The following is a 25,611-nucleotide window of genomic DNA, read 5'->3' as shown; positions in this document are numbered from 1 at the left end:
TGGCTTATCCTGACAGAAGCTTTTGGCAATGGCATTTTGATTTGTTATACAAATTATTACCGTGCTAATTATATGGGCATCTATGGAAATGGGGGATGCGTTTGCTGATTACAGTGAATGATCCAGATCACATAGATAATAGTTATAAGCGATCGAAATTAGTTATTTATTGGTTATATAAGGGCTTTGCTAAGGTGGCAAAAAAACCACGTGAGAATCATCATGAAAGCAAAACTTCCTGTCCTGAGCGCTTTAGCTCTCAGCGTTGGCCTGCTCTCCACGCACGCTTTTGCCGCTAACCCAGAAACCGTCACCATCGGCTATCAAAAAGCCAACATCTTTGCCCTGCTGAAATATCGCGGCACGCTGGATGAAACCTTTAAGAAGGAAGGCATCGCTATCCGCTGGGTGGAGTTCCCGGCGGGCCCGCAGATGCTGGAAGGCTTAAACGTTGGCAGCATTGATTTGGCGGCAACCGGCGATGCGCCACCGGCCTTCGCGCAGGCAGCGAAAGCCGATTTGATCTATCTCGGTCATTCACCGGCTAACCCAAAAACCGAAGCCATCGTGGTGCCGAAAGATTCCGCCATTAAAAGCGTGGCGGATTTGAAAGGTAAACGTGTCGGTCTGAACAAAGGCTCTGACGTTAACTATCTGCTGGTGAAAGCGCTGGAAGATGCGGGCCTTAACTACAAAGATGTGACGCCAGTGTATCTGCCGCCCGCCGATGCACGCGCGGCTTTCCAGAAAGGCGCGATTGATGCGTGGGTGATTTGGGATCCGTACCTTGCCGAAGTGGAAGCCAATGCCGGTGCGCGTGAAATCCGCAATGCGGAAGGATTAGTGCCACATTACACTTTCTATCTCGCCAGCCGTCCTTTCGCGGAAGGTCATCCTGATACTGCGAAACAGGTTGTCGATGAGTTGAGCAAGCTCAGCGATTGGGCCAACAAGAATCCGGATGATGCGGCAGCGATTCTGTCGAAATCAACCGGCCTGGATAAAGCCATCTGGCAAACCACCATTAAACGTCTGCCTTACGGCGCGTCACGCATGTCGCCGCAGGTGTTTGATGAGCAGCAGGCGTTAGCGGATACCTTTACGCGCGTGGGACTGTTGCCGGTGAAAGTGGATGTGCGCAGCGCGACCTGGTCGCTGGATAAGAAGTAAGTCATTACCAACAACCAGGTCGTCATGAAAAGCGACCTTACATGCCCGGTGCGCATTTACGCGCACCGGGTTTTATCAGCCCTCGCCCCTGCCAATCTGCCAAATCCCCGTCGGTGCGGTGCCATTCACTTTCCAGTCGCCGATATCACGCGCTTTGTACACCACCGGATTATGTGACGACAGGGTTCGCGCGTTGCGCCAGTGACGATCCAGCGCTTTGCTGACGCGCGTATCCGATGCGCCCAGTGCGTCAAACAGCTCGGTGGCGGCGCGCGTCACCCATTCGCTGGCAATAACCTGCGCCTGCCCCGCTTCGGCTTCGGCCAGCACATTCGCGGCGGCAATTTGCGCTTCATCGTTGCTGACGTGGGCAACATATGCTGATTGCAGTGAATGTGTCGCGCGGATCACCGTGGCTTCCACCGCAAACGCCAGGCTGGTGATTTGCCCGATCACCTGCAGAATCTGCGCATCCTGACGCGCAACACCGCCGTTGCCGTGACTGTAAACCCGATTTCGCGCCGCCACCGCCTGCGCACCATCGCGCGCCACCGCACGACCGATTCCCGCCAGCGTGGCCAGCAAGACATGCTGATAGAAAGCGGTTTGATAACGGAAGCGGGTGGCGAAATCGTAGACGTGTTCCTGCTCGACATGGGCTTTAGCGAAACGCGTGGTGCCGCTGCCGGTTAAGCGCTGGCCAAAGCCGTCCCAGTCGTCCTCACGCGTCACCCCGGGTTGGTGAGTGTTCACCAGAGCGATAACATCGCCCTGATTGTCATTGCGGCGCGCATAGACATCAATCCAGTCGGCGAACAGCGTGCCGGTGCTGTAAAACTTCTCACCGCTCAGCGTCCAGCCGCTTTCGTTTGGCGTAATACGCGTGATGACATCGCCGAGTTTTACCGTGCCAATTTCCGTCCAGCCGCTGCCCACCAGCTCGCCATCAATAAAACGGCCAAACCAGCGATCGCGTTCCGCGCTATCCGGCTGATTCAATCGATCTTCGACAAAAGCGAAATGCGCGCGCAGCGCCTGCGGCAGATTCGAGTCGGCTTCTGCCAGCTCGGTTAACAGCTGGAACAGCTGCGGCAGCGATGCCCCCCAACCGCCCTTCTCTTGCGGAATGCGCACCGTGCCGAATCCCGCCTCTTTCAGCCAGCTAATCGGTTGATGCGGCAAGGTACGTTCCCGCTCGCGCGCCACCGTTCCTTCAGCGATGCGCGCGAAAATCGGCCGGAAGTGCGCCGCCAGCGCCTCATAATCGGTGCCTGTTGCCAGTAAACTCATGGTGACTCCTGAGGTGAAAGATCGTCGATGTCATGCAGCGTGGGCTCGTGGCGCACCGCCAGCAGGAAGAAGATTGGGATGATCGCTGCCAGCGAAACCACCCAAAACATGTTGGTGCCGAGCGCGGCCTGCAGAATCGGCAGGATGAACAGCGCTAACGCGCTGCCGATGCCAGAAAGTGCGCGGCTAAAGCCCACGCCGGTAGCGCGAATCGAGGTTGGATAGGAAAGCGCCGGATAGACCATCAGCTGCGCGCCCGGCCCGAAGCCTTCGGCAAACAGCCACAAGCCGAGCATCAATACTGCAAAGACGATTCCGGCGATGGCTTGCGGATGACCAATTAACGCCAGCGCGATCAGCGCAAAGAATTGCAGGGCAAAGCCAGCAATCGCGACGTGGCGCGACGGATATTTCCACGCCAGACGCATGCCAAGCAGGCCGCCGGTAAAGGCGAACAGCGCGTTGAGTCCCAGCGATGCCGAGATGGTTTCAAACACGCCCGCGCCGAGGAACTGCGCCAGAATCGACGGCAGGAAGAAGGCAATGGCGGTGTATTCAAACGAGATACAGATGTTCATCACGCCCGCGACGATGGTGCGTTCGCGCCACGGCTTCTCAAACAGCACGCGGAAACTCACTTTCGGTGCCGCAGCAGCCGGTGGCGCTTCGTGTTCCGCTTCGTGGGCGTGAATGCCGTAGGAATCACGCAGAATGCGCACCGCGGATTTCAGATCGCCCTGATTCGCCGCCCACAGTGGCGATTCGTTCATGAATTTGCTGCGCACCGCGATGATCAGCAGCGCCGGTACCGCACCGAACAGCAGCGACGCGCGCCACAGCCAGTCAAGATGCTCTTTCGGCAGCAGGAAGTAGAGCGCGAAGATCAGCAGGAAGCACAGCGTTGAGGCGGCGTACCACATCGGGCACCAGGCTGCGAGTCGGGATGCCTTGTTGCCTTTACCAGCGAATTTGGAGAACTCCGCCAGATATGACATCGCCACCGGCAAATCGATGCCGACGCCCACGCCCATCAGGAAGCGCGCGCCAATCAGCACCCAGACGTTCGGCGCTAACCCCGCCGCAATCGCTGAAACCACAAAGAACAGCATGTCGGCCATGAACACCGAATAGCGGCCATATTTATCCGTCAGCCACCCGCCCACCAGATTGCCGACGATGGTGCCAACCATAATTGAGGAAGTGACTAAGCCGGTGAGCAGCGGCGAGAGCTGAAACTCGCGCACCACATCATCGATGCCGTACGACAGCGTGGTGAGATCGTAGGCGTCGAGGAACACGCCGCCGAGCGCGAGGAACACAATCATGCGCGCGTAGTTGTCATTTTTGGTGCGAGTGTTGATCAGCCTTGCCACATCACTGACCGAACGTACCGGTTCGGAAACCGGAATGGTGTTTTCTAAAGGAAGAGAACTCATAACGCCTCACGTTGTTGTTTTGTAGTGCAGGTGAGGTTGTTATAAGCGTTTTTCTGGCTGCGCCAAAACAACAATTCTTTATATAAATTTACATTAAAATCAATTAGATAAATGGTTTTTAGCCAACACAAAAACCCGGACACGCCTGACGCGTCCGGGTGTTCAAACAGCAACACTTTATTCGGCTGAGACCGGCACCAACACGCCTTTTACCAGCGGATCGTCGGTGGTCTTCAACCACTGCTGGACGCGCGGATCGGAGAAGGCTTTTTTCAGCTTCTCAATGTTTTCCTGGTCCAGATAAGGCGTGCCAATCACCAGCTGTGAGGCGAAAGTGCGCGGCGCAGGCGGGAAGAGAATGCCTTTTTCGCGCGGCACTTTACCGGCATCAAATTGCGAGACGTAACCAATCGCCGCATCCACCGAGTTGAGCGCACGCGGCATGGTCAGCAAATCGAGCTCTTTAAACACGAAACCGTGCGGATTGCCGACAATGTTCTTCAGTTTGGCCGTGCGCGGCTCGACGTTGGGATCGAGCGTGATTAAACCCTGACGCGCCAGCAACCATAATGCCTGGCCCTGATTGGCGCCATCATCCGGCACCACGATGGTCGCGCCCTGCGGCAGATCCGCTACCGATGTGTAGCGATCGGAGTAGATGCCAAACGCCCACTGGAACAGCGGCAGCGTTGAGGTGAGCGCAAAACCGTTGGCATCCACCACTTGCTTTAGCCACCACTGATGCTGATATACGGTGGCGGCATACTGCCCTTCCGCTACCGCGCGGTCGGCTTGCACCGGATCCTGCACGCCAACCGCCTCCAGCTTCAGGCCGTAATCGGGCGCGATGTGCTCGCCAACGTATTCAATCAGCTTCTGCTCGCCCGCCATCGCCGGTTCAAAATGCACCTTCAGCGTGGTGCCAAAGACCACCGCCTGCGCCTGTTGGCTGCGCCAGAACCAGCCGCCTGCTGCAAGTAAAACGACCACTATAATCAGTAGCAGCCACGGCCAGCGGCGGGTTTTACGCAGCTCGAAATCTTGTGTTGTCATAACGATGTCCCCTGAGGATGGCGTAATGCGGTGACCAAACGGTCGCCGAGAAATTGAATGGTTTGAATTAAGGCGATCAGCACCACGATGGTGGCGATCATGATGTGGTTGTCGAAGCGCTGATAACCGTACACCACCGCCAGATAGCCGATACCGCCCGCGCCGATGGTGCCGGCAATGGCGGAGTACTCAATCATTGAGATCAGGTTGAGCGTCACTGCCGCCACAATCGCCGGCAGCGCTTCGCTAAGTTGTGCCGAGCGGATGATCTGCCAGCGCGAACCGCCGCACACCAAGCCCACCGCCGTGACTTCACCGGGCAGCTCACGCAGCGCGTTGTCCACCAAACGGCCAAAGAACGGAATACCCGCGGCGATCATCGGCACAACGGCGGCAGGAATGCCGATGGTGGTGCCGGTAAGCCAGAAGGTGAACGGAATGATGGCCGCCATCAGCACCAGAAACGGCAGCGAACGCCCCATGTTGACAATCCAACTCAGCACCCGATTGATACCGCGATGGGGAAACAGGCCGCGCACCGAGGTGTTGAACAGCACCACGCCGACGATGCCGCCGAAGGTGACCACGAACAGCATCACGATCGCCACCATCAACGCGGTTTCGCCCAGAGCGGGCAGCATCAGCGCCGGGATGTCTGGCCACGGCGTATCCTGACTCATCACTGATACGCTCATACCGCCTCCCGCAATGGCAGCACGCTGCCGGAAACGCTGGCAACTAAGCCCAGCTGTTCCAGCTGCGACAGTAAACGCGCCAGCGGCACGCGTTCCTGCTGATAGTGAATGCCCACCTTGAGGCGGCCAGCTTGCAGACCATTCACCTGCTCGACGTGCGCGCCGAGCAGATCAATACGCAAACCAAATTGCTGGCTGAGGCGCGAAATCCAGTCGCTGGCGACTAGCACATCGGTGCGATAACTCAGCTGCAACACCAGTTCGGCATCGCCCGCCTGCGCCGCCAGCGGGAACAGGCGCTGTCCCAATAGCGAATCGGGTTGCGCCAGCAGCTCTTTCACCACGCCGTACTGCACGATTTGGCCGTCGCGAATTTCCGCTACCGCATCTGCCGCCTGACGCACCGCGTCCATTTCATGGGTGATCAGCACAATCGCCAGCTTGTAGTCATCACGCAGTTTTTTCAGCAGGTCGAGCACGGTGACGGTGGCTTCGGGATCGAGCCCTGAAGTGGCTTCATCCGCCAGCAACACCGACGGGCGCAATGCCAGCGCACGCGCGATACCAATACGCTGCCGCTGACCACCAGAAAGCTGTCCCGGATAGGCTTTGGCTTTGTGGCTGAGGCCGACGCTATCGAGCAGTTCGCCCACGCGCGCGGCGATATCGCGTTCCACCACGCCAAGATAGTGCAGCGGCAAGGCGATATTCTCCCACGCGGTTTTGCGTTGCAGCAGCGCGGAAGACTGGAACACGGTACCAATTGAGCGACGCGCCTGACGTAGCGCTTCGCCATCCAGACGTGAGAGATCGCTGCCGTTTACACGGATGCTGCCGGCGCTCGGTTGTTCCAGCAGGCTGATGCACTTTGCCAGCGTCGATTTACCCGCGCCGCTCGGCCCAACTACCGCGGTGATGTTGGCTTGCGGTACTTGCAGGCTGATGGATTTCAGCACCTCGGTGATGCGGCCGTCGGGCGCGCGATAGTGTTTGCTAAGATGATCTATCTCGATCATGAGACCTCCTGCGGCGTGGAGGATTTAACGCGATAGCCCGCGCCCGGATGCGGTGCTTGCAGCTGCGGGCCGGCGGAGAATAACTTCTCGCGCAACGTGCCCTGCGCGTACTCTTTTTTGTAGACGCCGCGCTTTTGCAGCTCCGGGATCAGCAGCTCCACCACATCTTCAAAGGTTTCATGCGTCAATGCGTAGGCGAAGTTGAAGCCATCGACGTCGGTCTCTTCAACCCAGCTTTGCAACTCATCCGCGACGGTTTCCGCGCTGCCGACAATCAGCGGACCAAAACCGCCGATGCCGACCCAATCCGCCAGCGCTTTTACCGTCCACTGACGGTCGGGATCGGCGGTGGAGAAGGTTTCGACCGCCGATTGAATGGCATTGGTGTGGATATATTTCAGCACCTGATCCGGCTGATACTGGCCGAAGTCGATACCGGTCCAGCCTGATACCAGCGCCAGCGCGCCTTCGTAGCTGACCCAACTGGTGTACTCTTTCCATTTCGCCTGCGCCGCCAGATCGGTTTCGCCAACAATCACGGTTTGCAGATTGAAGATTTTAATGCTGTAAGGATCGCGCCCCGCTTCCGCCGCGCGGCGGCGAATATCGGCGACGGTTTTCTTCAGCAGCACTTTCGACGGCGCGGCAACAAATACGCATTCGGCATGTTCTGCGGCAAACTGTTTGCCACGATTCGATGCGCCCGCCTGATACAGCACCGGCGTGCGCTGCGGTGACGGTTCGCACAGGTGAATGCCCGGCACGTTGAAGAAGGTGCCCTGATGATTGATGGGATGGATTTTAAGCGGGTCGCTGAAGATACGGCGTTCGCGGTCACGCAATACTGCATCCTGCTCCCAGCTGCCTTCCAGCAGCTTGTACACCACTTGCAGATACTCGTCGGCGTAATCGTAGCGGCTATCGTGATCGGTCTGGGTTTTGTGCCCAATGTTGCGTGCCCCGCTCTCCAGATACGAGGTGACGATGTTCCAGCCGATGCGGCCTTTGGTCAGGTGATCGAGCGTCGATAAGCGGCGCGCAAACGGATAGGGATGTTCAAACGACAGCGACGCCGTGAGACCAAAGCCGAGGTGTTCGGTGACCAGCGCCATTGGCGTAATCAGCGCTAACGGATCGTTGACCGGCACCTGCGTTGCCTGGCGGATCGCCGCATCGCCGTTACCGTTGAGTACGTCGTAAACGCCGAGCACGTCGGCGATAAACAGGCCGTCAAATTTGCCGCGCTCCAGCAGGCGCGCCAAATCGACCCAATACTCCAGATCTTTATATTGCCAGGAACGGTCACGCGGATGCGCCCACAGGCCCGGCGACTGGTGTCCGACACAGTTCATATCAAATGCATTCAAGCGAATTTCACGTTGCGATGGCATAGCAATCTCCATAGCGAGGCCGTGATTGTGTTACGACCCGGCGTTCGTCAGTTAATTTTTAGGATGTTGAGAGATTAAAGCGCTGAAGGGGGACATCGCTCGGCGGGAGCGATTTGTAGTTCTTGTAAAATATGTTTCGCCACAGCGGCGGCGTGATCGGCAACCTGCGGCAAACCCATCAGTTCACCGAAGCGCGCACGCGCAGCGGGACCGACGACAAACAGGCGCGCATTGGGCTGGCCGGTAACATTGAGCGTGTGCGATTGGCTATCGACATCAATACCAAAACCGAGCAGGTCAGCGCGGATTAGCCCTTGCTGGCTGAGCGACTGCAGCAGCGGCTGGCTGGCGGTTAAGGCTTCATGGCCGGGACCGGTGGTGACAATCAGATGATTGAGGCGGTGGGTTTCGCTGGCGCCCTCGCGCGTGCGTAGCGTGATTTGCAGTTGGTTGCCGACATCGGAGATGTCGCTAAGCCGCGCGGCCAGCACCTTCAGACTGCCCTGCTGACGACGTGCGCTGATCACCGCTGACACCTGCGGCGCGATGCGATAGCGATGCACATCCCACCACGAACGCAAATGACGGACAAAACGTTGCTGCTCGCGCAGGGGCAGCGATTGCCAGATATCCTGGCCTTGCACGCGCACCTGATCGAGCACGCGCTGCCACGGCAAATCCTGTTCCGCGGCTCGCGCAACCTCGGCGCGGATATGTCGTAGCCACAGACGCGCGCTGGACGCATCCTGCGGGGCTAATGTCCATTCAGGCCATTCACCGCTCAGGTTATCGCGCGAGAGCTGCCCACGGCGTGAGAAGGCGATTAACGGGCCACGATGCTGTCTGGTGCCCAATGAAGCCACCACGTCCGCCATGCTCAAGCCGGTACCGATAATCGCCACCGAGGATTGAGGATCGATGGCGTCTAATACGCTGTGCTGCCACGGATTGGCAATCAGCGCCGGATGCGCCGAGAACGGTTGCAGCGCACGCGGCAACGATGGTGGCGAATGACTGATCGCTAACGCCAGTACATCACCCCGCAACATTTCGCCGTTGCTGAGCAACAGCTGCTCGCCTTCCCAGGCCACGGCGCTGGCCTGAACATGGCGCAGCGTGACGTGCGGATACGCCTGCGCAGCTTGCGCAAACTGGTCTGCCAGATAGCGACCGAACAGGCTGCGCTGCGGATAGACCGCGCCGTCTTCACAGTGCGCTACTGAGTCCAGTGAACATTCCGGCTGTTGGCGATACCAGCGGTCAAACGCGCCCTGCTCTTCACCGCTTAACTGCATGCGCGAAGCGGGTACGTTGATGCGGTGCGCAGGCTCCTGCGTGGAATAGGCAACGCCGCCGCCGAGGTTGGCGCGCGGTTCGACCACTGTAATCAGTAATCTGCTCGATGAGGTTCGTGCGAGATGAATCGCCAACGCTGTGCCGCTAAAGCCACCGCCAACAATGATTACCCGTGCCATTGCCTTCTCCTGCATTAGCTGGCGCTCGTCTGTTTTGACGGACGCTTATCGCCGCCAATAGTTTCACCAAACGGGCCGGTGTTAATGGTGCGTTCACGCTGCTGCTGTGCGTTAGCCAGCGGTAGCAGCGGCAACAGTAATTCGGCCACGCGATGCGCTTCTTCCAGATGCGGATAACCGGACAGAATGAAGTTGGTGACGCCCAGCGCCTGATATTCGCGGATACGCTCAGCCACCTGCTCCGGGCTGCCAACCAGCGCAGTGCCCGCGCCACCGCGCACCAGACCCACGCCCGCCCACAGATTCGGCGAGATATAGAGGTTGTCGCGCGAGCCGTTGTGCAACGCGCTCATTCGTGCCTGACCGGCGGAATCCATACGCGCAAAGATTTTCTGCGCCTGCGCGATGGTCTCTTCATCAAGATGACCAATCAACTTATCTGCCGCCGCTTTGGCTTCTTCTTCCGTCTCGCGCACAATCACATGCAAACGAATGCCGTATTCCAGCTTACGTCCGCGCTGTTCTGCACGTGCGCGCACCACTTCCAGCTTCTCGGCAACCTGCGCTGGAGGCTCGCCCCAGGTGAGATAGGTATCGATCTGTTCCGCTGCTACATCAATCGCCGCCTCAGATGAACCACCAAAATAGAGCGGCGGCCCCTTTTCCTGCACCGGCGGAAACAGCACTTCTGCGCCTTCAACGTGAATGTGTTTGCCTTCGTAATCCACTTTCTCGCCGCGCATCAGGCGACTGTAGACGTCGAGAAACTCTTTGGTGACTTCATAACGTTCACTGTGGTTGAGAAAAATGCCGTCGCCTTTGTTCTCAATTGGATCGCCGCCGGTCACCACGTTAATCAATAAACGCCCTTCAGATAGACGATCAAGCGTGGTCGCCATGCGGGCTGCCAGCGTTGGCGGCTGCAGGCCAGGACGCACCGCCACTAAATAGCGCAGACGTTTGGTGATCGGCGCTAACGCCGAGGCCACCAGCCAGGAATCTTCACAGCTTTTGCCGGTAGGAATTAATACGCCGTAGAAGCCAAGATTGTCGGCGGCGAGCGCCACTTGCTGCAAGTAGGGTAAATCGACCGGGCGTCCGCCTTGCGTGGTGCCGAGATAGCGTCCATCACCGTGCGTCGGTAAAAACCAGAAGACATTAATTTTATCGTTCGCGGAATCGGCCATTATGCTTTTCCTATATAACTTTATTAAAAAATGATCATTTTGAACTGCTTATTTGGTTATATAGCTGTTAGCAGAAAGCGTGCCAGGTTGTTAACGAGCGCGAATCCCGTATTTCAGGCGGTTAGCCTTGTCGCCGTCAACCAAAACAGTTGCATTTGCGACTCTGGCGCAACAGCAATTGCTGCATATGCAACTGCTTATGCTTTTTACATGGTGTTAATAGCCAGCGTGAGCATTTAGGTTAACGATATGCTCGTTACAGGACTCAATACCATGTTAACCACCTATAACCACACCGATTCACCGCGCTTAGTCGATCCCGCTTCTCTGGCGTTTCAATCGCTGCTGGATAAATTCGCGCCCACGGATGCCACCGTTCTGATTGTCGGCGAAACCGGCACAGGTAAAGAAGTGGTGGCGCGTTATCTGCATCATCACAGCCAGCGACGTCACGGCACTTTCCTCGCGGTTAACTGCGGCGCACTGACGGAAAGCCTGGCTGAAGCCGAGTTGTTTGGCCATGAGAAAGGCGCTTTTACCGGCGCGACGCAGTCACATCCCGGCTGGTTTGAATCAGCGCAAGGCGGCACCTTGCTGCTGGATGAGATTGGCGAGCTGAGCCCTTCACTGCAGGTTAAATTGCTGCGTGTGCTGCAGGAGCGTGAGATTACGCGCGTGGGCTCGCGTAAAGCGATCAAGGTGGATGTGCGGGTTATCGCGGCTACGCATGTGGATTTGGCGCAGGCGATTCGCGAGCGACGCTTTCGCGAAGATCTATTCTATCGGCTGAATATTGCGGTGGTGCCATTACCGCCGTTGCGTCAGCGTCGTGAAGACATTCCGTTGCTGGCGCAACATTTCCTCGCCCTCTACGCACGACGTTTAGGGCGCCCGGCACGGCGTCTTTCTGCTGATGCGCTTGAAGCGCTGCGCGAATACAGCTGGCCGGGTAATATCCGTGAACTTGAGAACACGCTACATAACGCCGTATTGCTGAGCCGCGAAGAGACGCTGACGCCCGCACAGTTGCGACTTGCTGGTTACAGTGAACATGGCTTTAACGAGTCAAACGATTCAACGCTCGACAGTTTTCTTCAGCAGCAGCTAACCAGTCAGCCGCAACAACTGTTTGATCGCGTTATCAGCAGCCTCATTAGCAATGCGCTATCGATGACAGATCACAATCAAACCCAGGCTGCGGCGCTATTAGGTATCAGCCGCCACACATTGCGCACGCATCTGGCGAAACTGGGAATGATTAAAGGACGGCGAAAAGCGCCGGTAACTACGTCGACATCTCATACACACGGGACGCAGGAGCGTGAGCTGCGCATTGGCTACCAGAAGTTTGGCAATCTCGGGGTGTTAAAAGCCCGTCAGAGCCTCGAACACTGTTTCGCTCAGCAAGGCATTAGCGTGTTGTGGAGTGAGTTTCCCGCCGGGCCACAGCTGCTGTATGCGCTGCAAAACAACGAAATCGATTTTGGTACCACCGGTGAAGTTCCCCCGGTCTTCGCCCAGGCGAGTGGCAATGCGGTGACTTATATTGCCTGGGAGCCGCCAGCGCCGAGCAGCGTTGGCATTGTGGTGCCTCATGACAGCGATATTCGCACCATCAACGATCTGCGCGGTAAGCGCATATCGGTTAATAAAGGCTCGAACGTTCACTGGCTACTGCTGCAGCTACTGGAGGAAGCGGGCATTGGTCTGGATGAACTGAAAGTGGTGTATACGCCGCCAAAATATCCGCTGACGGCAAGTGATTATCTTTCGGTTGATGCCTGGATGATGTGGGATCCGTTGCTCAGCGCCGCGGAGAGCAATCCCGAGCTGCGGGTTTTGGTTAATGGTGAAGGGCGCGTACGTAATCATCAGTTCTATCTGGCGCGGCGTGATTACGTTGAACAGCACGATGACATCCTCAGACAGCTGGTGGAGAATTTGCAACAAACGGGTTTGTTCATCGATAGCCATCGCCACGAAGCATCAATGTTATTGGCTCAGGAGCTTGGATTGGAAATCGCATCAGTTGAACGTGCCTTGACTCGCCGCAGCCACAAAACACGTGCGATGGCCTTCGAAGTAATCAAAGAGCAGCAGACCATCGCCGATCGCTTTTATGCGTTGGGGCTGATTAATAAACCGGTGCGCGTGCGCGATGCGGTCTGGCAATTTTCATCAGCTTTAACGTTAATTGAGTAAGGTGAGTCTTGAAAGTTATCCACGTTTTCTGTGGATAAATCATTGAATATCATCTGGCTAATCTCGCCTATGGATTTTTGAGGGTGGCTGAAACTAAAAGTTAATTGGCGATTTCAGCCTGAAATTTTAGATAAAAATCCTTAAATTTCATAACAATAGAGATGAAATCGATTGGGCGAGCAGATGAATTTTCACTCGCTGGCTTGACGGCAATTCTGCTGTTGCTGGCTATTGTCGCTTTCGCGCACAGCTGGTTAAATTGGCTGCAGTCAGTTAATCGGTATTGGTGATTTATTAATGGATACCTTGAGCTGCTGGCTAAAACAGTGGCGATTTCAGGCTGAAATTTCCGCGTCGATAAGCTATATTTCATACAGTTAGCGATGAAATTGCGCTGGCGAGGCATTGTGAAGGGCATAAAAAAACCGCCCGGAGGCGGCATTTCAATTACTGATTAAGATACTTATTGAGCGTCTCGTTAATCACTTTATCCAACTCTTCCTGCAACTCTTTTGACTGGCGATTAAACTCGTAGCTGAACATGCGTCCGCGCGTTTTCTTACGCGCAAAGCGGTCTTTATCGGCGAAACTCCACAATGGCGTCGCCACGGTTTTATCTTTTGCCGGTGACTGAATCAGCGTCTGGCTACCGTTACGCACTAAACGCAGAATGCCATTCTTCACTTCGTCTTCGGCCAATCCATCGCGCGCGCATACGGTATCAACATCCATGCCGATAGTATCGATCAGGGCATCAACCGTTTGTCCGGTTTCCTGCAGCTTCTCATACGCCTGCAGCAGCGATTTATAATCAGGATAGGTCAGCTCTGAATGATTCGGGAACAGCGTTACCAGCTCAAGCGGCACGCTTGCCGCTTGCAATGCACGCGTTACCTTGGCCTGCGATAAGCCTTCGCTTTGCGCAATCTCTTTCTGCGACAATCCACTCTCTTTAAGCGATAGCAGACGCATGCCCACTTCACGCAGATTGTGCTCACGCGCGGTCTGAATATCCTGGGCTAAACGACGCGCTTCTTCCGCCGAGATAGCCACGTCTGTAACCAACACATCAAGCCCAGTTTTGCAGTGCAGAGCCGCTGCACGACGGCGTGAACCATCGAGAATCTCAATGCGATCGTCACGCTTTACGCCAATCGCCGGGAAAAACTGCTGCAATTTGATGGTGCGAATGATGTCGCGCAGCGATTCTGGCGTCAGGCCAGACTGATCGCGGCCATTGGTTTCCATCTTAACGAAGGTTTTCTCTTCAATTTCCTTCGCCGGGATGTGCTTCAGCGTGAACAGGGCGCGTTTACCCGTCGCCAGAATAAATGTCTGAGAATGGCCATCCGCGCTTTCCTCAGTCTGCAATGGTGTCTGGCTGAAGGTTCGGCCAATAGTGATTCTTTTTGCGCTCATAGTAACCTCAGTTCAGGCGAATGAATTCAATACGGTCAAATACGGCTTTCGCGAAATCTTCCGCCGCTGAACGCGCATTCTTTAAGGCTTCGGTGCTGCCCACGTAGGTTGATGGATTGGCTGAGATAACCGTATCAAACGACTCTCCGCAGCGCTCAAAGCCATCCAGACGCGGCAACGCAGCATCAAGCATATCGCCGCCAAAAATCTCTTTCGCCAGGCTGTGACACAGCTTGTGATCTGCTTTATTCGACAGTTTAGACATAAAGCCAATGTTGCCCTGCAAACGGCAGGCTGCGCCCGATTCTTCAATGATGCCAATCAACTCCGGCAAACGCGTTAAGTACTTTAGCGTGGAGTGGAAATCCACCTGCGCGGGCGGGACTGGCGTCATCAGCAGGTCTGAAGCAGCAATGGCGTTCTTCAGGAAGGCATCAAGATGCGGGCCGCTGTCGATAAAGATAAAGTCGTAATCTTTCTTCAGCTTGGCCACTACATTGTCATACAGCACCGCGTGGATGTTTTGTTCGGGCAGGTGAGCGGCACACAACTCTTCCCAACGCGAGGCAATGAAGGCGTCATCAATTGACGCCGGCAGCACATCGACGCCCGGAATAATCGAGGAAACGATAAACTCGTTGAGCAACTCTTCGCGGCTGACGTTCTGCAGCATCGCCTGGGCGGCGGTCGCTTCCACTAATCCCACTGAACGTTGATGGTTCAGGAACATGGTGGCGGAAGATTGCGGGTCCAGATCGATGACCAGAATACGCAGATCTTCAAACAGCAGATGCGGATGCGCACGTAATGCGTGTGCCAGCGAAACGGTAGAGACCGTTTTCGAAACGCCGCCTTTGAGGTTGCCAACAAAGATGCTAAAGGCTTCATGGTGGCGATCGCGGTACTTGGGCACACCGCGATGGTGATAGATATCGATGATATTCTGGATCGACATCGCATACTTGGTTGAGCTGCCCGCTGCACGCTTATCGAACGGATAACCATTTTCTTCCATTTCATTGACAGCGTAATCCACGCTCGCACGCGTCAATTTGGGCAGTTTGGCTAACGCCGCTTTAGCGTAAACCTGATAGAACGTGTTTTCCCGCAATTCTTCTTTCTGCGCCTGAATCTGTTCAGTCAGGCTCATCAGCATTCTTTCTGAACGTTGTGCGACCTTCAGAACTTGCTTCTCATCGTTAGCCATACTTTCTCCACACATGTAGGATTTATGACTTTATACATAAATCCAGCACACGAGGCAAATATATCTCTTCTGCTCAGGAAGAATAAGTTATGTGAAAAGACCTTGATTAAGAGCGATTTAACGCAAAGATTCACTGTAATCAGCGTTCATAATTTAGCCATATTGTTTTTTTTGTTCAATATTGAACGGCTGATTTATTGTTGATTGGGGCAAAGATTCACTGTAGTCAGTAGCTGATTTGTATTCTGTATGCTTTAAGTAGAGAAAGGAGAAGGTTTGTGGCGGCTGAAATTGCTGGAACGTTCACTGTAATCAGCTAGCAAAAATGCGTCGATGACTAACATTCACTGCAATCAGTAAAAGGTTCACTGTAATTAGCGAGCGGTGGCTGAAGATTCACTGTAATCAGTAGATGATGCCTGGAAGTAAAAACAGGGGAGAGAGCAACGATAAGTGCCATGCTGGTGAGATGTTCACTGTAATCAGCAAATCCTGAAGACGTTTTCACATAACGTCAAACGTTCACTGTAATCAGTGAAAGCCTTGTACTCTTCATCGGCAAAGATTCACTGTAATCGGTAGACGTTGTCGCACTGCGATAAACCGTTCACTGTAATCAGTAAGTCAATTTGGCCAGACCGAGATAACATTCACTGTAATCAGTAAAAGTTATGACGCTATACAGAACGTTCACTGTAATCAGTACAGCCCGACAAGCATGATAAGACGAACGTTCACTGTAATCAGTAAAAGTGCGCTGTTGATTTAAACGCCCAACGTTCACTGTATTCAGTAAAAAACGATGCGCTGAGCGAGTTTTTTCATCCTGCAAACCTGGCAGGGTAGGGGACGAGTTGGAAACGTTCACTGTAATCAGTGACAGCGTGACATGTTGTTCAAGCAGTATATGAGCGTCAGCACGAACGTCTCACGTTTCAGTTCACTGTAGTGAGAAGGCAAACCAAACGTTCACTGTAATCAGCTTAGTAACCAACCCTGTCACTTTTACTGGCTGTATTCACAGTTATATTGCTGATTACAGTGAATCAGTTCGAAACAGGCGTTTTTAATATTTATAAATCATTAAGTTGCAGTTGATCGTTCACTGTATTCAGTATGCAGCCTCTAATTCGCATTCACTGTAATCAGTGATAGCGAGCGCTCCAACAAACGTTCACTGTGATCAGTAGAAAGGCAGTGAAAAAAGGAAGTTGAGTGCTACGCCACCGCCCTTGTAAGTACTCACTATCTTTATAAGTCGCTTAGAAAGACTACAGTGCGGTGCAAAACATCGCATAAGACACAACAAAAGCAGAAGGTTTCTGATTACAGTGAACGTTGCTGATTACAGTGAATGACGCGAGGACAGCTGATTGCAGTGAATGTTAGCGGAGGAGCATGTGTCACTTTTGCTCAAAAAGTGACACAGCTTGAAGGGGATTACTTATTACAGTGAACGGGCAAGATCACTCTTCAAACTCGATATCTTCCAGCGAATCGATACTTTCAAGATTGCTGATGCCGTCGAGTTTTGGCGTCCTGCTGTGGATGATGAAGAACACTGAGCGGCCGCGTTTCACTTCCGAATAGTCGAGATAGCCGATCTCTTTGAGCTGCTCCATCGCACGTCGCACCACGTGGTTTTGCGTGGTGGTTTTCGAGCCCAGATTTAAACGCATACGCAAACGCGCCAGAGAGATGGGCGCCGGATTCGTTGGCAAACTTTCGAGATAGGTATACAACGCCTGAGCCGATTCTTTACGTTTTAAACGCGAAATGGCTCGCAGCTGCAGTAACACTTTATGGTCGAAGTTGTAGAGCTCGAACAACTTTGGATCGGCCTGAATACGCACCAGATCCTTTTCACGATCGTAATACGCCGATTGCACAAGGTGAGTGTGATAGGCTTTGCCATTACCTTCAAAGGACAACGTATTGGTTGCAATGCGTCGCAGAGAGGCATCTAAGCGCTTACGTAGCGCAGCCGAAGAGTTTGCCGATGGGATCCCGCACATCTTGACGAAATCGATAAACGGCAGCGTCACGGTGTCGCCCTTAGAAGGATAACGCGAGAAAGACTGAATAATTCCGGCCCAGGTTTTGAAATCATTATCCATGTCCAGCCTTGCGCCGGTAATGGTAATCTTTTCATAACCTTCCGATTTCACTAAAGAAAGGTTCTTTAGCTCTTTCGTTGCATCGGTCGATGCCATTGCGCCTGATTTACCACGCGCGGTGGACTTCAATGTAGGAACAAACAGACCCAGGCGCATTAAAGCGACCGGTTGTACGGTGTTATTTTTATTGGGATGGAGTTGAATAACTTCACCACTATTTTTTGTCACCGACAGAAAAGGCTCGAGTAACGCCTTGTTTTCACTCTCTTTATCTGCCATAGCCTGAGATCTTCATTCTGTGGATGAAAAGGGTCGTTTTCTGATTACAGTGAACATTAACACTGTTTATAGTGAACATTCTACTCTCTATAGTGAATAAACTACTGACTCCAGTGAACACTTTACTCATTATAGTGAACGCGATCACCTTCTGAGCCCTTGTGGGGTGCGGCCTGCGACGATCGGGGATCTCTTAGGATCTCTTTAAGATCTCTATATGATCTTTCTTTAAGATCTATTCACTGTATAACTTAATAACGCCCGGACTGACGCGGCTTTAGACCGGCAAAATGTTTAAAACAGCTCCATTGCAATAACATCCCCTTTGATCCCACCAAATCATCAGTTATGTGCGATCAGGATCCTTCTGCTTCTTCATAAATGAACAACTTCCTCATTATTATTCATTTTTAAGAAACTTTATCCCGGCGTAAAGTGAACTTCATCGAACAATACATCACTTATGACGAGGTTATATTTCATGACTGACAACGTTATCTCCCGCAACCCTACTACCGGCGACATCCTCGCAAGCTATCCGCTACAGAGCGCAGCCGAGTTGGAAGCCGCATTGCAGCAAAGTGCTGATGCCTATGCAGAGTGGCGCTATACCGCAATGCCACAGCGAGTGAAAGTGCTGCGTCAACTGGCTGAACAGATCCGCCAGCGTCAGGATGAGCTGGCAACCATGGCCACACTGGAAATGGGCAAACCGATCGCTCAGGCACGTGCTGAAGTACTGAAATGCGCCAATCTGTGTGACTGGTATGCAGAGCATGGTCCGGCGATCCTGGCCGACAAACCAACGCTGGTAGAAAACCAGCAAGCGTGGCAGTCATTTCGTCCGCTCGGTGTGATCCTTGCCGTGATGCCATGGAACTTCCCTTATTGGCAAGTTCTGCGCGGCGCAGTCAGCATGTTGCTGGCGGGCAATACCTACGTGCTCAAGCACGCACCGAGCGTAATGGGATCCGCTAACCTGATGAAGTCACTTTTTGACGCCACCGAACTGCCTAAAGGCGGCTTTACCGTGATCAACGTCGATAACGATGGCGTTTCGGCCGCGATCAAAGATCCGCGTATTGCCGCTGTAGCGGTAACCGGCAGCGTGCGTGCAGGCGGTGCAATTGCAGCGCAAGCCGGTGCAGTACTCAAGAAAACTGTACTGGAGCTGGGCGGCGCGGATCCTTTTATTGTGCTGGCGGATGCAGACCTGGATGCTGCAGTGGCCTCAGCGGTCACAGGACGCTATCAGAACACAGGACAGGTCTGCATGGCAGCCAAGCGCTTCATCATTGAAGAAAGCGTCGCAGAAGCGTTTGAGGCGCGTTTCAGCGCAGCGGTACAGGCATTGAAGATCGGCGATCCTTTGGCAGAAGATACCTACATCGGGCCAATGGCGCGTTACGATCTTCGTGACGAGCTGGATAATCAGGTGCAGCAGACCATCAAGGAAGGCGCACGTTTGGTATTAGGCGGCCATAAGATCGACGGCCCAGGCAACTATTACGCCCCGACGATCCTCGCCGATGTCACACCAGCCATGACCGCATTCCAGCAAGAGATCTTTGGCCCGGTCGCAGCAATTAGTGTTGCTCGTGATGCACAACATGCCCTTGAGCTGGCAAACGACAGCGAATTCGGGCTGAGTGCAACAGTGTGGAGCGGCAACGAAGCGCTGGCCAACGAACTGGCGGAAAAACTGGAGACCGGCGCGGTATTTATCAATGGCAATGGTGCGTCAGATCCGCGTGTCGCGATTGGTGGCGTGAAGAAGAGCGGCTATGGTCGTGAACTGTCGAGCTTCGGCGTCCACGAATTCTGCAATATTCAGACGGTATGGAAAAACCGCCGCTAAGCATCACAGGGCGCGTCAGGCGCGTCCTTATTCCCATCCTCCGCCCCCAGATATCTCGCATCTCATACCGTTGCCCATCATTTAAAATGTTGTGGACCAGTTCAAAAAATCCACCAGTGGTATTACAAAGGTATTATATCCGGTGTTAGATTTGCCTCCACCTACACCGGGGAGTCCTTTTAAATGAAAACAACAATCCCAAAACTGTCGTTCATGATGTTTCTTGAGTGGTTTATCTGGGGCGCATGGTTTGTACCGCTCTGGGCATTTCTCAGCAAAAACGGCTTCTCGCCGGTTGAGATCGCCTGGTGTTACGCCTGTACTTCGATAGCCGCCATCCTGTCGCCGATCCTTGTCGGATCGCTGGCCGATCGCTTCTTCCAGGCGCAGAAAGTGTTGTCGCTGCTAACAATCGTCGGATCGATTCTGATGTTCTTCGCAGCTCAGCAAACGCATTTCGGCGGTTTCTTCCCGTTGCTATTGCTGTATGCGCTCACTTACATGCCCACCATCGCCTTAACCAATAGCATCGCGTTTTCGCACGTCGCGGATGTGGAGCGTGATTACCCGCGCATTCGCGTCATGGGCACACTTGGCTGGATCGCGTCTGGCATCGTTTGTGGTTTCCTGCCGCCGCTGCTGGGCTATGGCGATATCTCAGCCAGCAACGTGCCGTTATTGATCACCGCCGCAAGCTCGCTATTACTGGGCATTTTTGCCCTGACGTTGCCCGCCACCGAGCCGAAAAGCACCGGCAAATTCAGCCTGCGCGTCGCGCTTGGTCTGGATGCGCTGCATCTGCTAAAGGATCGCAGCTTTCTTGTGTTCTTCGTCTGCTCCTTCCTGTTCAGCATGCCGCTGGCGTTTTACTACATCTTTGCCGAAGGCTATCTGACGGAAGTCGGCTTGCCGCACGCCACCGGTTGGATGACGCTCGGCCAGGTTTCGGAAATCTTCTTCCTGCTGGCGCTACCGTTCTTCATCAAACGCTTTGGCATCGGCAAAGTGCTGCTGCTGGGATTAACCACCGCCGCACTGCGCTACGTGTTCTTCGTGTTCGGTGGCGATCAAAACATGCTGACTTACGGCTTGCTGTTCATGGGCATTCTGCTGCACGGCGTCAGCTACGATTTCTACTTCATCACCGCTTACATCTACGTTGATAAGAAAGCGCCAGTGGCGATGCGTAATGCTGCGTAAGGGCTGATCACGCTGGCCTGTCAGGGTATCGGCAGCCTGCTGGGTTACCGCCTTGGCGGCTATCTGATGCAGGAAATGTTCGCCTACGACCAACCCCGCGACGGGCAGACTTTCAACTGGGCAGGCATGTGGATGTTTGGCAGCGTGATGATCGTAATGATCACCATCGCCTTTATCGTCCTGTTCCGCGACGGCAAAAAACGCAGCGATGAACTTACCGCTTTCGAAAATTCAGCAACCGCTGACAGCCATAAATAAGAGATTTCACCATGACGATGACAACGCAAGAAAAACGGATTTTAGGCGCGTTTTACGGCCAGGCGCTGGGCGATGCGATGGGCATGCCATCCGAATTATGGCCGCGCTCACGCGTGAAGCAGCACTTTGGCTGGATCGATCGCTTCCTGCCTGGTCCGGCTGAGAACAACGCCGCCTGCTACTTTGGCCGGGCGGCCTTTACCGATGACACTTCTATGGCGCTGGCGTTGGCTGATGCGATCGTCACTCACGACGGCGAGATCAACGCCCAAACCATTGGTGCGAATATTTTGCAGTGGGCCGAGTCGTTTGATGCCTTCAACAAGAACGTACTTGGACCGACCTCAAAAATCGCGCTCAAAGCTATGAAAGCCGGCACACCGGTGTCGCAGCTGGAAAATAACGGCACGACTAACGGCGCAGCGATGCGTGTGTCACCGCTCGGCTGTCTGCTGCCAGCACGCGATTTACCGGCATTCATCGATGCCGTCGCACTGGCGTCGAGTCCTACGCACAAATCGGATGTCGCGATTTCCGGCGCGACGGTGATTGCGTGGGCTGTTTCACGCGCCATTGACGGTGCCGACTGGGCAACAATCCGCGATGAACTGCCTGCGATCGCACGCGCGGCGCAGGAAAAGCGTGTCACCACCTTTAGCGCGTCGATGGCGGCACGCCTCGAACTGGCGTTAAGCGTGGTCGCGCAGGGCAGGGGCGTGGAATCCACCATGCAGCAGATTTACGATTTGGTGGGCACCGGCACCGGCACCATTGAATCGGTACCGGCGGCGATTGCGATGGTGGAATTGGCCGAGACCGATCCTAATCGCTGCGCGATCCTTTGCGCTAACCTCGGCGGCGATACCGATACCATCGGCGCGATGGCGGTGGCGATTTGCGGTGCGCTGCACGGCATCGACAGCATCGACGTTGCCTTGAAAGCCGAGCTGGATGCCGCTAACGGGCTGGATTTCACCCGTTATAGCGCTGCCTTCACGCGTTTCCGCCAGCAGCGCGAGGCCGCTTATGTTGACGCCTGATGATCTGCAGAGTCTTGAAAGCCGTCTGCCAGTGCTTGTGATTGGTGCGGCTGTAGTGGATGTGATTGCTGATGCTTACTCGTTGCCCCATCGTGGCAGCGATATTGAGCTCCACCAGCAGGGCGTCAACGTGGGCGGCTGTGCGCTGAATGTGGCGATTGCGCTGCACCGGCTTGGCATACCGTCCATCAATGCGCTACCGCTCGGCAACGGTACCTGGGCCAGCATTGTGCGGCAGAAGCTGACGGAATATGGCATTCACAGCGTGCTGGAAACGGCGAAAGGCGATAACGGCTGGTGTTTAGCGTTAGTGGAGCCCGACGGTGAGCGCACCTTTCTGTCAGTGAGCGGTGTGGAAAATCAGTGGGATGCAGCGCTGCTGAACACGTTGCCGCAGCCGGCCAATCGCTGGATCTACCTTTCCGGCTATCAGCTCACCAGCAAAAGCGGTGATGTGCTGATCGCCTGGCTGGAGCAGCAAAGCCAGCCGTATCAGCTGCTGGTGGATTTCGGTCCGCGTCTGGCGGATATCGGTGATGCGCAGTTCGAACGCGTTATGGCGTGCCATCCACTGATTACAGTGAACAGACAGGAAGCCGAACTGCTGTGGCATGAACGTTTGAATCAAACAGAACCCATTGATGCGCATCAGTTAATGACGTGCTGGCAGCAGCGATTCGGCGGCGCGATGGTGGTGCGACTTGATAGCGAAGGCGCCGGTTTCGTTAACGAGGAAACACAGGGCTGGATGCCGGCGCTGCCGACAAAAGTGGTCGATACCATCGGCGCAGGCGACAGCCACGCGGGAGGATTACTGGCGGGATTAGCGTCGGGTTGGTCACTGGCAGAAAGCGTCGCGCTGGGCAACGCGGTGGCATCTTATGTGGTGTCACTACGCGGCGGCGATTGCGCGCCCGATCGCGCCACACTAACAGCTTACTGGCAACAGCGCCTTACTCCGCAATAAACACATACATATCGCTACGACAGTAGCTAATGCTGTACTCCAGCGGATTGCCCTGCGCATCTAACGCCAGCTGCTTGATCACCAAAACAGGCACGTTGTCGGGTAGGGCGATCTGCTGCTGCAGCGCCTCATCAGGCATGCGAGCACTCACTCTGCTTTGCGATTTTACCGGCAGAATTTGTTGCTGGTGGAAATAGTCGTAAAGCGAAATGCCAATCTCATCCGCATTAGCGATATAGCGCGCCGGCACCCAGGATTCTTCCACCGACACCGCTTGCTGATCGACATAACGAATGCGTTTCAGCAGATACACTTCGCTGCCAGTGTTCAGCCCCAATTTCTCTGCGATTGCTGCGTCGCATTGGATTTTGCTTTTGTTAATCCACACGGTATCGGGCTTTTTACCACGCAACACTGCTTGCTGGGACAAGCCTTTCGGCTCTTTTAGCGAATACTCGAACTGGCTGCAGATCTGCGTACCGTAGCCTCGAGAGCGCAATACCACGCCCTCTTTTTCCAGCGCATCCATGGCTTTACGCACGGTAATGCGCGAAATGTTCAGCGACTGGCTGAAGTCACGCTCACTCGGCAGGATCTCTTCATGCACTAACAAACCATCACGCACCGCATCTTTGATCGCAGTGGCAAAGCGTCTGTACAGCGGCGTGCGGCTGTCATCAGCAAGGGTAGAAGTAAGCCGCGAAAATAGTGAAGTTTGGTCGGTCATAATGTGCGTGTTCACCTAATCCGGTAAGCGGATGAAAGCGTTATGATACTGACTTTTAAGCGGTCGCGAACCATTTTTGGGCTCTTTATCTTAGAGTTAACAAATAGTACAATACTTAAAATTTCCAGACCCGTTAAAGATATGAAATTTATAAAAAAAATTAGAGAATTAAATAGAAAAAGAAATTATTTCAAGAAAAGGTTGAAGTATAAAATTGCTTTGTATAAAGCGACAAAAAAATGGCATCGAGAGCCATCAGTAAAAATTTCACCATCGGAAGTACGTACAGTGCTGATGATTAGAAACGAAGGTAAAATTGGTGATGCAATCGTATCAACCTGCATACTTCGAACAATGCATGAAGCTGGGATAAGTATTGATGTTTTAGCGATAAAAGCAAATGAAATGGTTTTCTCAGATAACCCTTTTATCAGGAAAGTTTATTTAACGGAAGAAATGGATTATCAAGATAGGTATAACCATGCGATTCCCGATGACTTAATTAATACATTGAAAGAAAATAACTATGATTTGATGATTGATACGGGTATTTGGGATACAGGGCTATATATGCCGCATATGATACAAGCTATCTCACCCAAAATTTCATTAGGTTTCAATAAAGAAAAGTGGCTTTCGCATTACGACGTAAATATTAGATTCAATCATTATGAACTTCATGTAAAAGAAATTTATGCTCGTATTATTAACTACCTTGGTATCCCTGGTGCTTCGCAGCAAAGGTACGAAGTGTATTATAAGCAATCAATCACAGATGAAGTTAAAGCAATCGAGTTCTTTAAAAAAGAGAGTAAAAAAGTTATTATAAATATGTACGCAAGCCACAATGATAGGAATTTAACACCTCAACAAACACAAGAAATAATTAGTGGTGTCTTATCAAAAAATAAAGATGCAGATATTATGGTCCTGGATTATAAAAAAAATTTTATCAATGACTTCTTCCACGGCGCTTACGTTTATCATGTGCCCTCGTTTTATCATGCTATGGCAACGATAAACTTAGCCGATGTGGTCATATCACCTGATACGGCAGTTGTACATGTTGCAGCTATGTATGACAAACCGTTAATTGGTATTTATCGCGATATCTCTGATAACAATAAATTATGGTCGCCAGGTTATAAGAATGGTCATCAAATTTTCACATCAACTTTTGTTGTTGGAGAAGATGCATTATTGGTCGATAATGTTTTAAATGCTATTGACAAATTTGACTTAAATTAGAGCAATCAAGCATAGAGTGAGCATTATAAATTCGCAAATTTTTTAGTTTTGTCTTGCACTCTATGCCTGTTATTTCTGTTCAGATTTAAGCGCTAACTTAGCGCTATTCTAGCGCTCATCAAACGGCACGCCACCTTTCGACTTATGATGTTTTGGCGTTTCGATAATGGAAACCGTCACTGAATTAGCATCGATCTCAAACGAATCTGCCACCGCCGCGGTAACGGCTCTCAACAACTTCTTTTTCTGCTCAATCGTGCGACCTTCTGCCGCATACACAACGATTTCTGGCATCTCTGCTGCTCCATAAAGTAAACGTTCGTTTTCAGCATAGCGCAGCAAAAGCACTGCGCGCAGCGTCAATCACCCGTCTTTG

20 protein-coding genes and 1 pseudogene are annotated in these 25,611 nt (G+C 53.4%); 7 read left to right on the top strand and 14 right to left on the bottom strand.

Features of this window, described 5'->3' with window-relative positions; genetic code table 11:
- The first annotated feature begins 222 nt into the window (after nt 1-222).
- Complete coding sequence (locus tag KVT28_RS08720) at nt 223-1,170, top strand: sulfonate ABC transporter substrate-binding protein (protein ID WP_192414676.1); 948 nt, start codon at nt 223-225, stop codon at nt 1,168-1,170.
- 75 nt (nt 1,171-1,245) lie between these two features.
- Here the strand turns inward: KVT28_RS08720 and KVT28_RS08715 are convergent, their stop codons facing one another.
- The 8 genes from KVT28_RS08715 to ssuD all read right to left on the bottom strand — a co-directional run bounded on the left by KVT28_RS08715 (nt 1,246) and on the right by ssuD (nt 10,713).
- The gene (locus KVT28_RS08715) at nt 1,246-2,460 is read right to left on the bottom strand and encodes an acyl-CoA dehydrogenase family protein (protein ID WP_217547761.1); all 1,215 of its coding nucleotides are present in this window, start codon (nt 2,458-2,460) and stop codon (nt 1,246-1,248) included.
- Entirely contained in the window at nt 2,457-3,896 is a 1,440-nt protein-coding gene (locus KVT28_RS08710; protein WP_110867055.1) for an MFS transporter, read from the bottom strand. Before KVT28_RS08710 ends, KVT28_RS08715 begins: the two co-directional genes overlap by 4 nt.
- 177 nt (nt 3,897-4,073) lie before the next feature.
- The gene (locus KVT28_RS08705; RefSeq protein WP_192414680.1) at nt 4,074-4,949 is read right to left on the bottom strand and encodes a MetQ/NlpA family ABC transporter substrate-binding protein; all 876 of its coding nucleotides are present in this window, start codon (nt 4,947-4,949) and stop codon (nt 4,074-4,076) included.
- The gene (locus tag KVT28_RS08700; RefSeq protein WP_110867052.1) at nt 4,946-5,644 is read right to left on the bottom strand and encodes a methionine ABC transporter permease; all 699 of its coding nucleotides are present in this window, start codon (nt 5,642-5,644) and stop codon (nt 4,946-4,948) included. Before KVT28_RS08700 ends, KVT28_RS08705 begins: the two co-directional genes overlap by 4 nt.
- Entirely contained in the window at nt 5,641-6,660 is a 1,020-nt protein-coding gene (locus KVT28_RS08695; RefSeq protein ID WP_217547758.1) for a methionine ABC transporter ATP-binding protein, read from the bottom strand. The genes KVT28_RS08700 and KVT28_RS08695 overlap by 4 nt, the downstream gene beginning before the upstream one ends.
- The gene (locus KVT28_RS08690) at nt 6,657-8,051 is read right to left on the bottom strand and encodes an LLM class flavin-dependent oxidoreductase (protein WP_217547756.1); all 1,395 of its coding nucleotides are present in this window, start codon (nt 8,049-8,051) and stop codon (nt 6,657-6,659) included. Before KVT28_RS08690 ends, KVT28_RS08695 begins: the two co-directional genes overlap by 4 nt.
- Before the next feature lie 74 nt (nt 8,052-8,125).
- Nucleotides 8,126-9,541, bottom strand: a complete 1,416-nt coding sequence (locus KVT28_RS08685; RefSeq protein WP_217547754.1) for an FAD/NAD(P)-binding protein — start codon at nt 9,539-9,541, stop codon at nt 8,126-8,128.
- Complete coding sequence (gene ssuD, locus KVT28_RS08680; RefSeq protein ID WP_101761167.1) at nt 9,541-10,713, bottom strand: FMNH2-dependent alkanesulfonate monooxygenase; 1,173 nt, start codon at nt 10,711-10,713, stop codon at nt 9,541-9,543. The genes KVT28_RS08685 and ssuD overlap by 1 nt, the downstream gene beginning before the upstream one ends.
- Nucleotides 10,714-10,986: 273 nt before the next feature.
- On the opposite strand from ssuD, the gene KVT28_RS08675 reads away from it, so the two are divergent.
- A complete protein-coding gene (locus tag KVT28_RS08675; RefSeq protein WP_217547752.1) occupies nt 10,987-12,915 on the top strand; it encodes a sigma-54-dependent Fis family transcriptional regulator in 1,929 nt (642 codons plus the stop codon).
- Nucleotides 12,916-13,015: 100 nt separating this feature from the next.
- Here KVT28_RS08675 and KVT28_RS08670 read toward each other — a convergent pair whose 3' ends face one another.
- From KVT28_RS08670 to KVT28_RS08655, 4 genes are all read right to left on the bottom strand, one after another.
- On the bottom strand, nt 13,016-13,357 hold the full coding sequence (locus KVT28_RS08670) for a hypothetical protein (RefSeq protein ID WP_217547749.1): 342 nt from the start codon (nt 13,355-13,357) through the stop codon (nt 13,016-13,018).
- Between the two features lie 5 nt (nt 13,358-13,362).
- Nucleotides 13,363-14,334, bottom strand: a complete 972-nt coding sequence (locus KVT28_RS08665; RefSeq protein ID WP_217547747.1) for a ParB family protein — start codon at nt 14,332-14,334, stop codon at nt 13,363-13,365.
- Between the two features lie 7 nt (nt 14,335-14,341).
- The gene (locus tag KVT28_RS08660) at nt 14,342-15,541 is read right to left on the bottom strand and encodes an AAA family ATPase (RefSeq protein ID WP_101761164.1); all 1,200 of its coding nucleotides are present in this window, start codon (nt 15,539-15,541) and stop codon (nt 14,342-14,344) included.
- Nucleotides 15,542-17,007: 1,466 nt separating this feature from the next.
- A complete protein-coding gene (locus KVT28_RS08655) occupies nt 17,008-17,937 on the bottom strand; it encodes a RepB family plasmid replication initiator protein (protein WP_007886110.1) in 930 nt (309 codons plus the stop codon).
- 481 nt (nt 17,938-18,418) lie between these two features.
- On the opposite strand from KVT28_RS08655, the gene KVT28_RS08650 reads away from it, so the two are divergent.
- The 4 genes and pseudogenes from KVT28_RS08650 to KVT28_RS08635 all read left to right on the top strand — a co-directional run bounded on the left by KVT28_RS08650 (nt 18,419) and on the right by KVT28_RS08635 (nt 23,260).
- Nucleotides 18,419-19,795 carry an aldehyde dehydrogenase family protein gene (locus tag KVT28_RS08650; protein ID WP_217547744.1) on the top strand — a complete coding sequence of 459 codons (1,377 nt, stop codon included), beginning with the start codon at nt 18,419-18,421 and terminating at the stop codon, nt 19,793-19,795.
- A 183-nt stretch (nt 19,796-19,978) separates the two neighbouring features.
- Nucleotides 19,979-21,253: pseudogene (locus KVT28_RS08645) on the top strand (nucleoside permease).
- An 11-nt stretch (nt 21,254-21,264) separates the two neighbouring features.
- Complete coding sequence (locus tag KVT28_RS08640) at nt 21,265-22,293, top strand: ADP-ribosylglycohydrolase family protein (protein WP_217547742.1); 1,029 nt, start codon at nt 21,265-21,267, stop codon at nt 22,291-22,293.
- Nucleotides 22,280-23,260, top strand: a complete 981-nt coding sequence (locus tag KVT28_RS08635) for a PfkB family carbohydrate kinase (protein ID WP_217547740.1) — start codon at nt 22,280-22,282, stop codon at nt 23,258-23,260. The genes KVT28_RS08640 and KVT28_RS08635 overlap by 14 nt, the downstream gene beginning before the upstream one ends.
- Here the strand turns inward: KVT28_RS08635 and KVT28_RS08630 are convergent.
- Complete coding sequence (locus tag KVT28_RS08630) at nt 23,247-23,987, bottom strand: GntR family transcriptional regulator (protein WP_217547735.1); 741 nt, start codon at nt 23,985-23,987, stop codon at nt 23,247-23,249. The genes KVT28_RS08635 and KVT28_RS08630 overlap by 14 nt on opposite strands.
- Nucleotides 23,988-24,029: 42 nt before the next feature.
- On the opposite strand from KVT28_RS08630, the gene KVT28_RS08625 reads away from it, so the two are divergent.
- The gene (locus tag KVT28_RS08625; protein WP_217547732.1) at nt 24,030-25,235 is read left to right on the top strand and encodes a glycosyltransferase family 9 protein; all 1,206 of its coding nucleotides are present in this window, start codon (nt 24,030-24,032) and stop codon (nt 25,233-25,235) included.
- Between the two features lie 108 nt (nt 25,236-25,343).
- On the opposite strand, the gene KVT28_RS08620 is transcribed toward KVT28_RS08625, so the two are convergent.
- Nucleotides 25,344-25,598, bottom strand: coding sequence for a tautomerase family protein (locus KVT28_RS08620; RefSeq protein ID WP_225608259.1), 255 nt, complete (start codon nt 25,596-25,598; stop codon nt 25,344-25,346).
- Nucleotides 25,599-25,611 lie beyond the last annotated feature (13 nt).

It is taken from the genome of Pantoea sp. GbtcB22, from assembly GCF_019091025.1.
Classification (GTDB): domain Bacteria; phylum Pseudomonadota; class Gammaproteobacteria; order Enterobacterales; family Enterobacteriaceae; genus Pantoea; species Pantoea leporis.
The sequence above is the reverse complement of the archived record's forward strand: the minus strand, read 5'-3'. Positions and strand labels throughout refer to the sequence as shown.

Coding starts and splice junctions, on each gene's coding strand:
- KVT28_RS08720 (WP_192414676.1), top strand. CDS start 223: ATGAAAGCAAAACTTCCTGTCCTGAGCGCTTTAGCTCTCAGCGTTGGC.
- KVT28_RS08715 (WP_217547761.1), bottom strand. CDS start 2,460: ATGAGTTTACTGGCAACAGGCACCGATTATGAGGCGCTGGCGGCGCAC.
- KVT28_RS08710 (WP_110867055.1), bottom strand. CDS start 3,896: ATGAGTTCTCTTCCTTTAGAAAACACCATTCCGGTTTCCGAACCGGTA.
- KVT28_RS08705 (WP_192414680.1), bottom strand. CDS start 4,949: ATGACAACACAAGATTTCGAGCTGCGTAAAACCCGCCGCTGGCCGTGG.
- KVT28_RS08700 (WP_110867052.1), bottom strand. CDS start 5,644: ATGAGCGTATCAGTGATGAGTCAGGATACGCCGTGGCCAGACATCCCG.
- KVT28_RS08695 (WP_217547758.1), bottom strand. CDS start 6,660: ATGATCGAGATAGATCATCTTAGCAAACACTATCGCGCGCCCGACGGC.
- KVT28_RS08690 (WP_217547756.1), bottom strand. CDS start 8,051: ATGCCATCGCAACGTGAAATTCGCTTGAATGCATTTGATATGAACTGT.
- KVT28_RS08685 (WP_217547754.1), bottom strand. CDS start 9,541: ATGCAGGAGAAGGCAATGGCACGGGTAATCATTGTTGGCGGTGGCTTT.
- ssuD (WP_101761167.1), bottom strand. CDS start 10,713: ATGGCCGATTCCGCGAACGATAAAATTAATGTCTTCTGGTTTTTACCG.
- KVT28_RS08675 (WP_217547752.1), top strand. CDS start 10,987: ATGTTAACCACCTATAACCACACCGATTCACCGCGCTTAGTCGATCCC.
- KVT28_RS08670 (WP_217547749.1), bottom strand. CDS start 13,357: ATGCCGCCTCCGGGCGGTTTTTTTATGCCCTTCACAATGCCTCGCCAG.
- KVT28_RS08665 (WP_217547747.1), bottom strand. CDS start 14,334: ATGAGCGCAAAAAGAATCACTATTGGCCGAACCTTCAGCCAGACACCA.
- KVT28_RS08660 (WP_101761164.1), bottom strand. CDS start 15,541: ATGGCTAACGATGAGAAGCAAGTTCTGAAGGTCGCACAACGTTCAGAA.
- KVT28_RS08655 (WP_007886110.1), bottom strand. CDS start 17,937: ATGGCAGATAAAGAGAGTGAAAACAAGGCGTTACTCGAGCCTTTTCTG.
- KVT28_RS08650 (WP_217547744.1), top strand. CDS start 18,419: ATGACTGACAACGTTATCTCCCGCAACCCTACTACCGGCGACATCCTC.
- KVT28_RS08640 (WP_217547742.1), top strand. CDS start 21,265: ATGACGATGACAACGCAAGAAAAACGGATTTTAGGCGCGTTTTACGGC.
- KVT28_RS08635 (WP_217547740.1), top strand. CDS start 22,280: ATGTTGACGCCTGATGATCTGCAGAGTCTTGAAAGCCGTCTGCCAGTG.
- KVT28_RS08630 (WP_217547735.1), bottom strand. CDS start 23,987: ATGACCGACCAAACTTCACTATTTTCGCGGCTTACTTCTACCCTTGCT.
- KVT28_RS08625 (WP_217547732.1), top strand. CDS start 24,030: ATGATACTGACTTTTAAGCGGTCGCGAACCATTTTTGGGCTCTTTATC.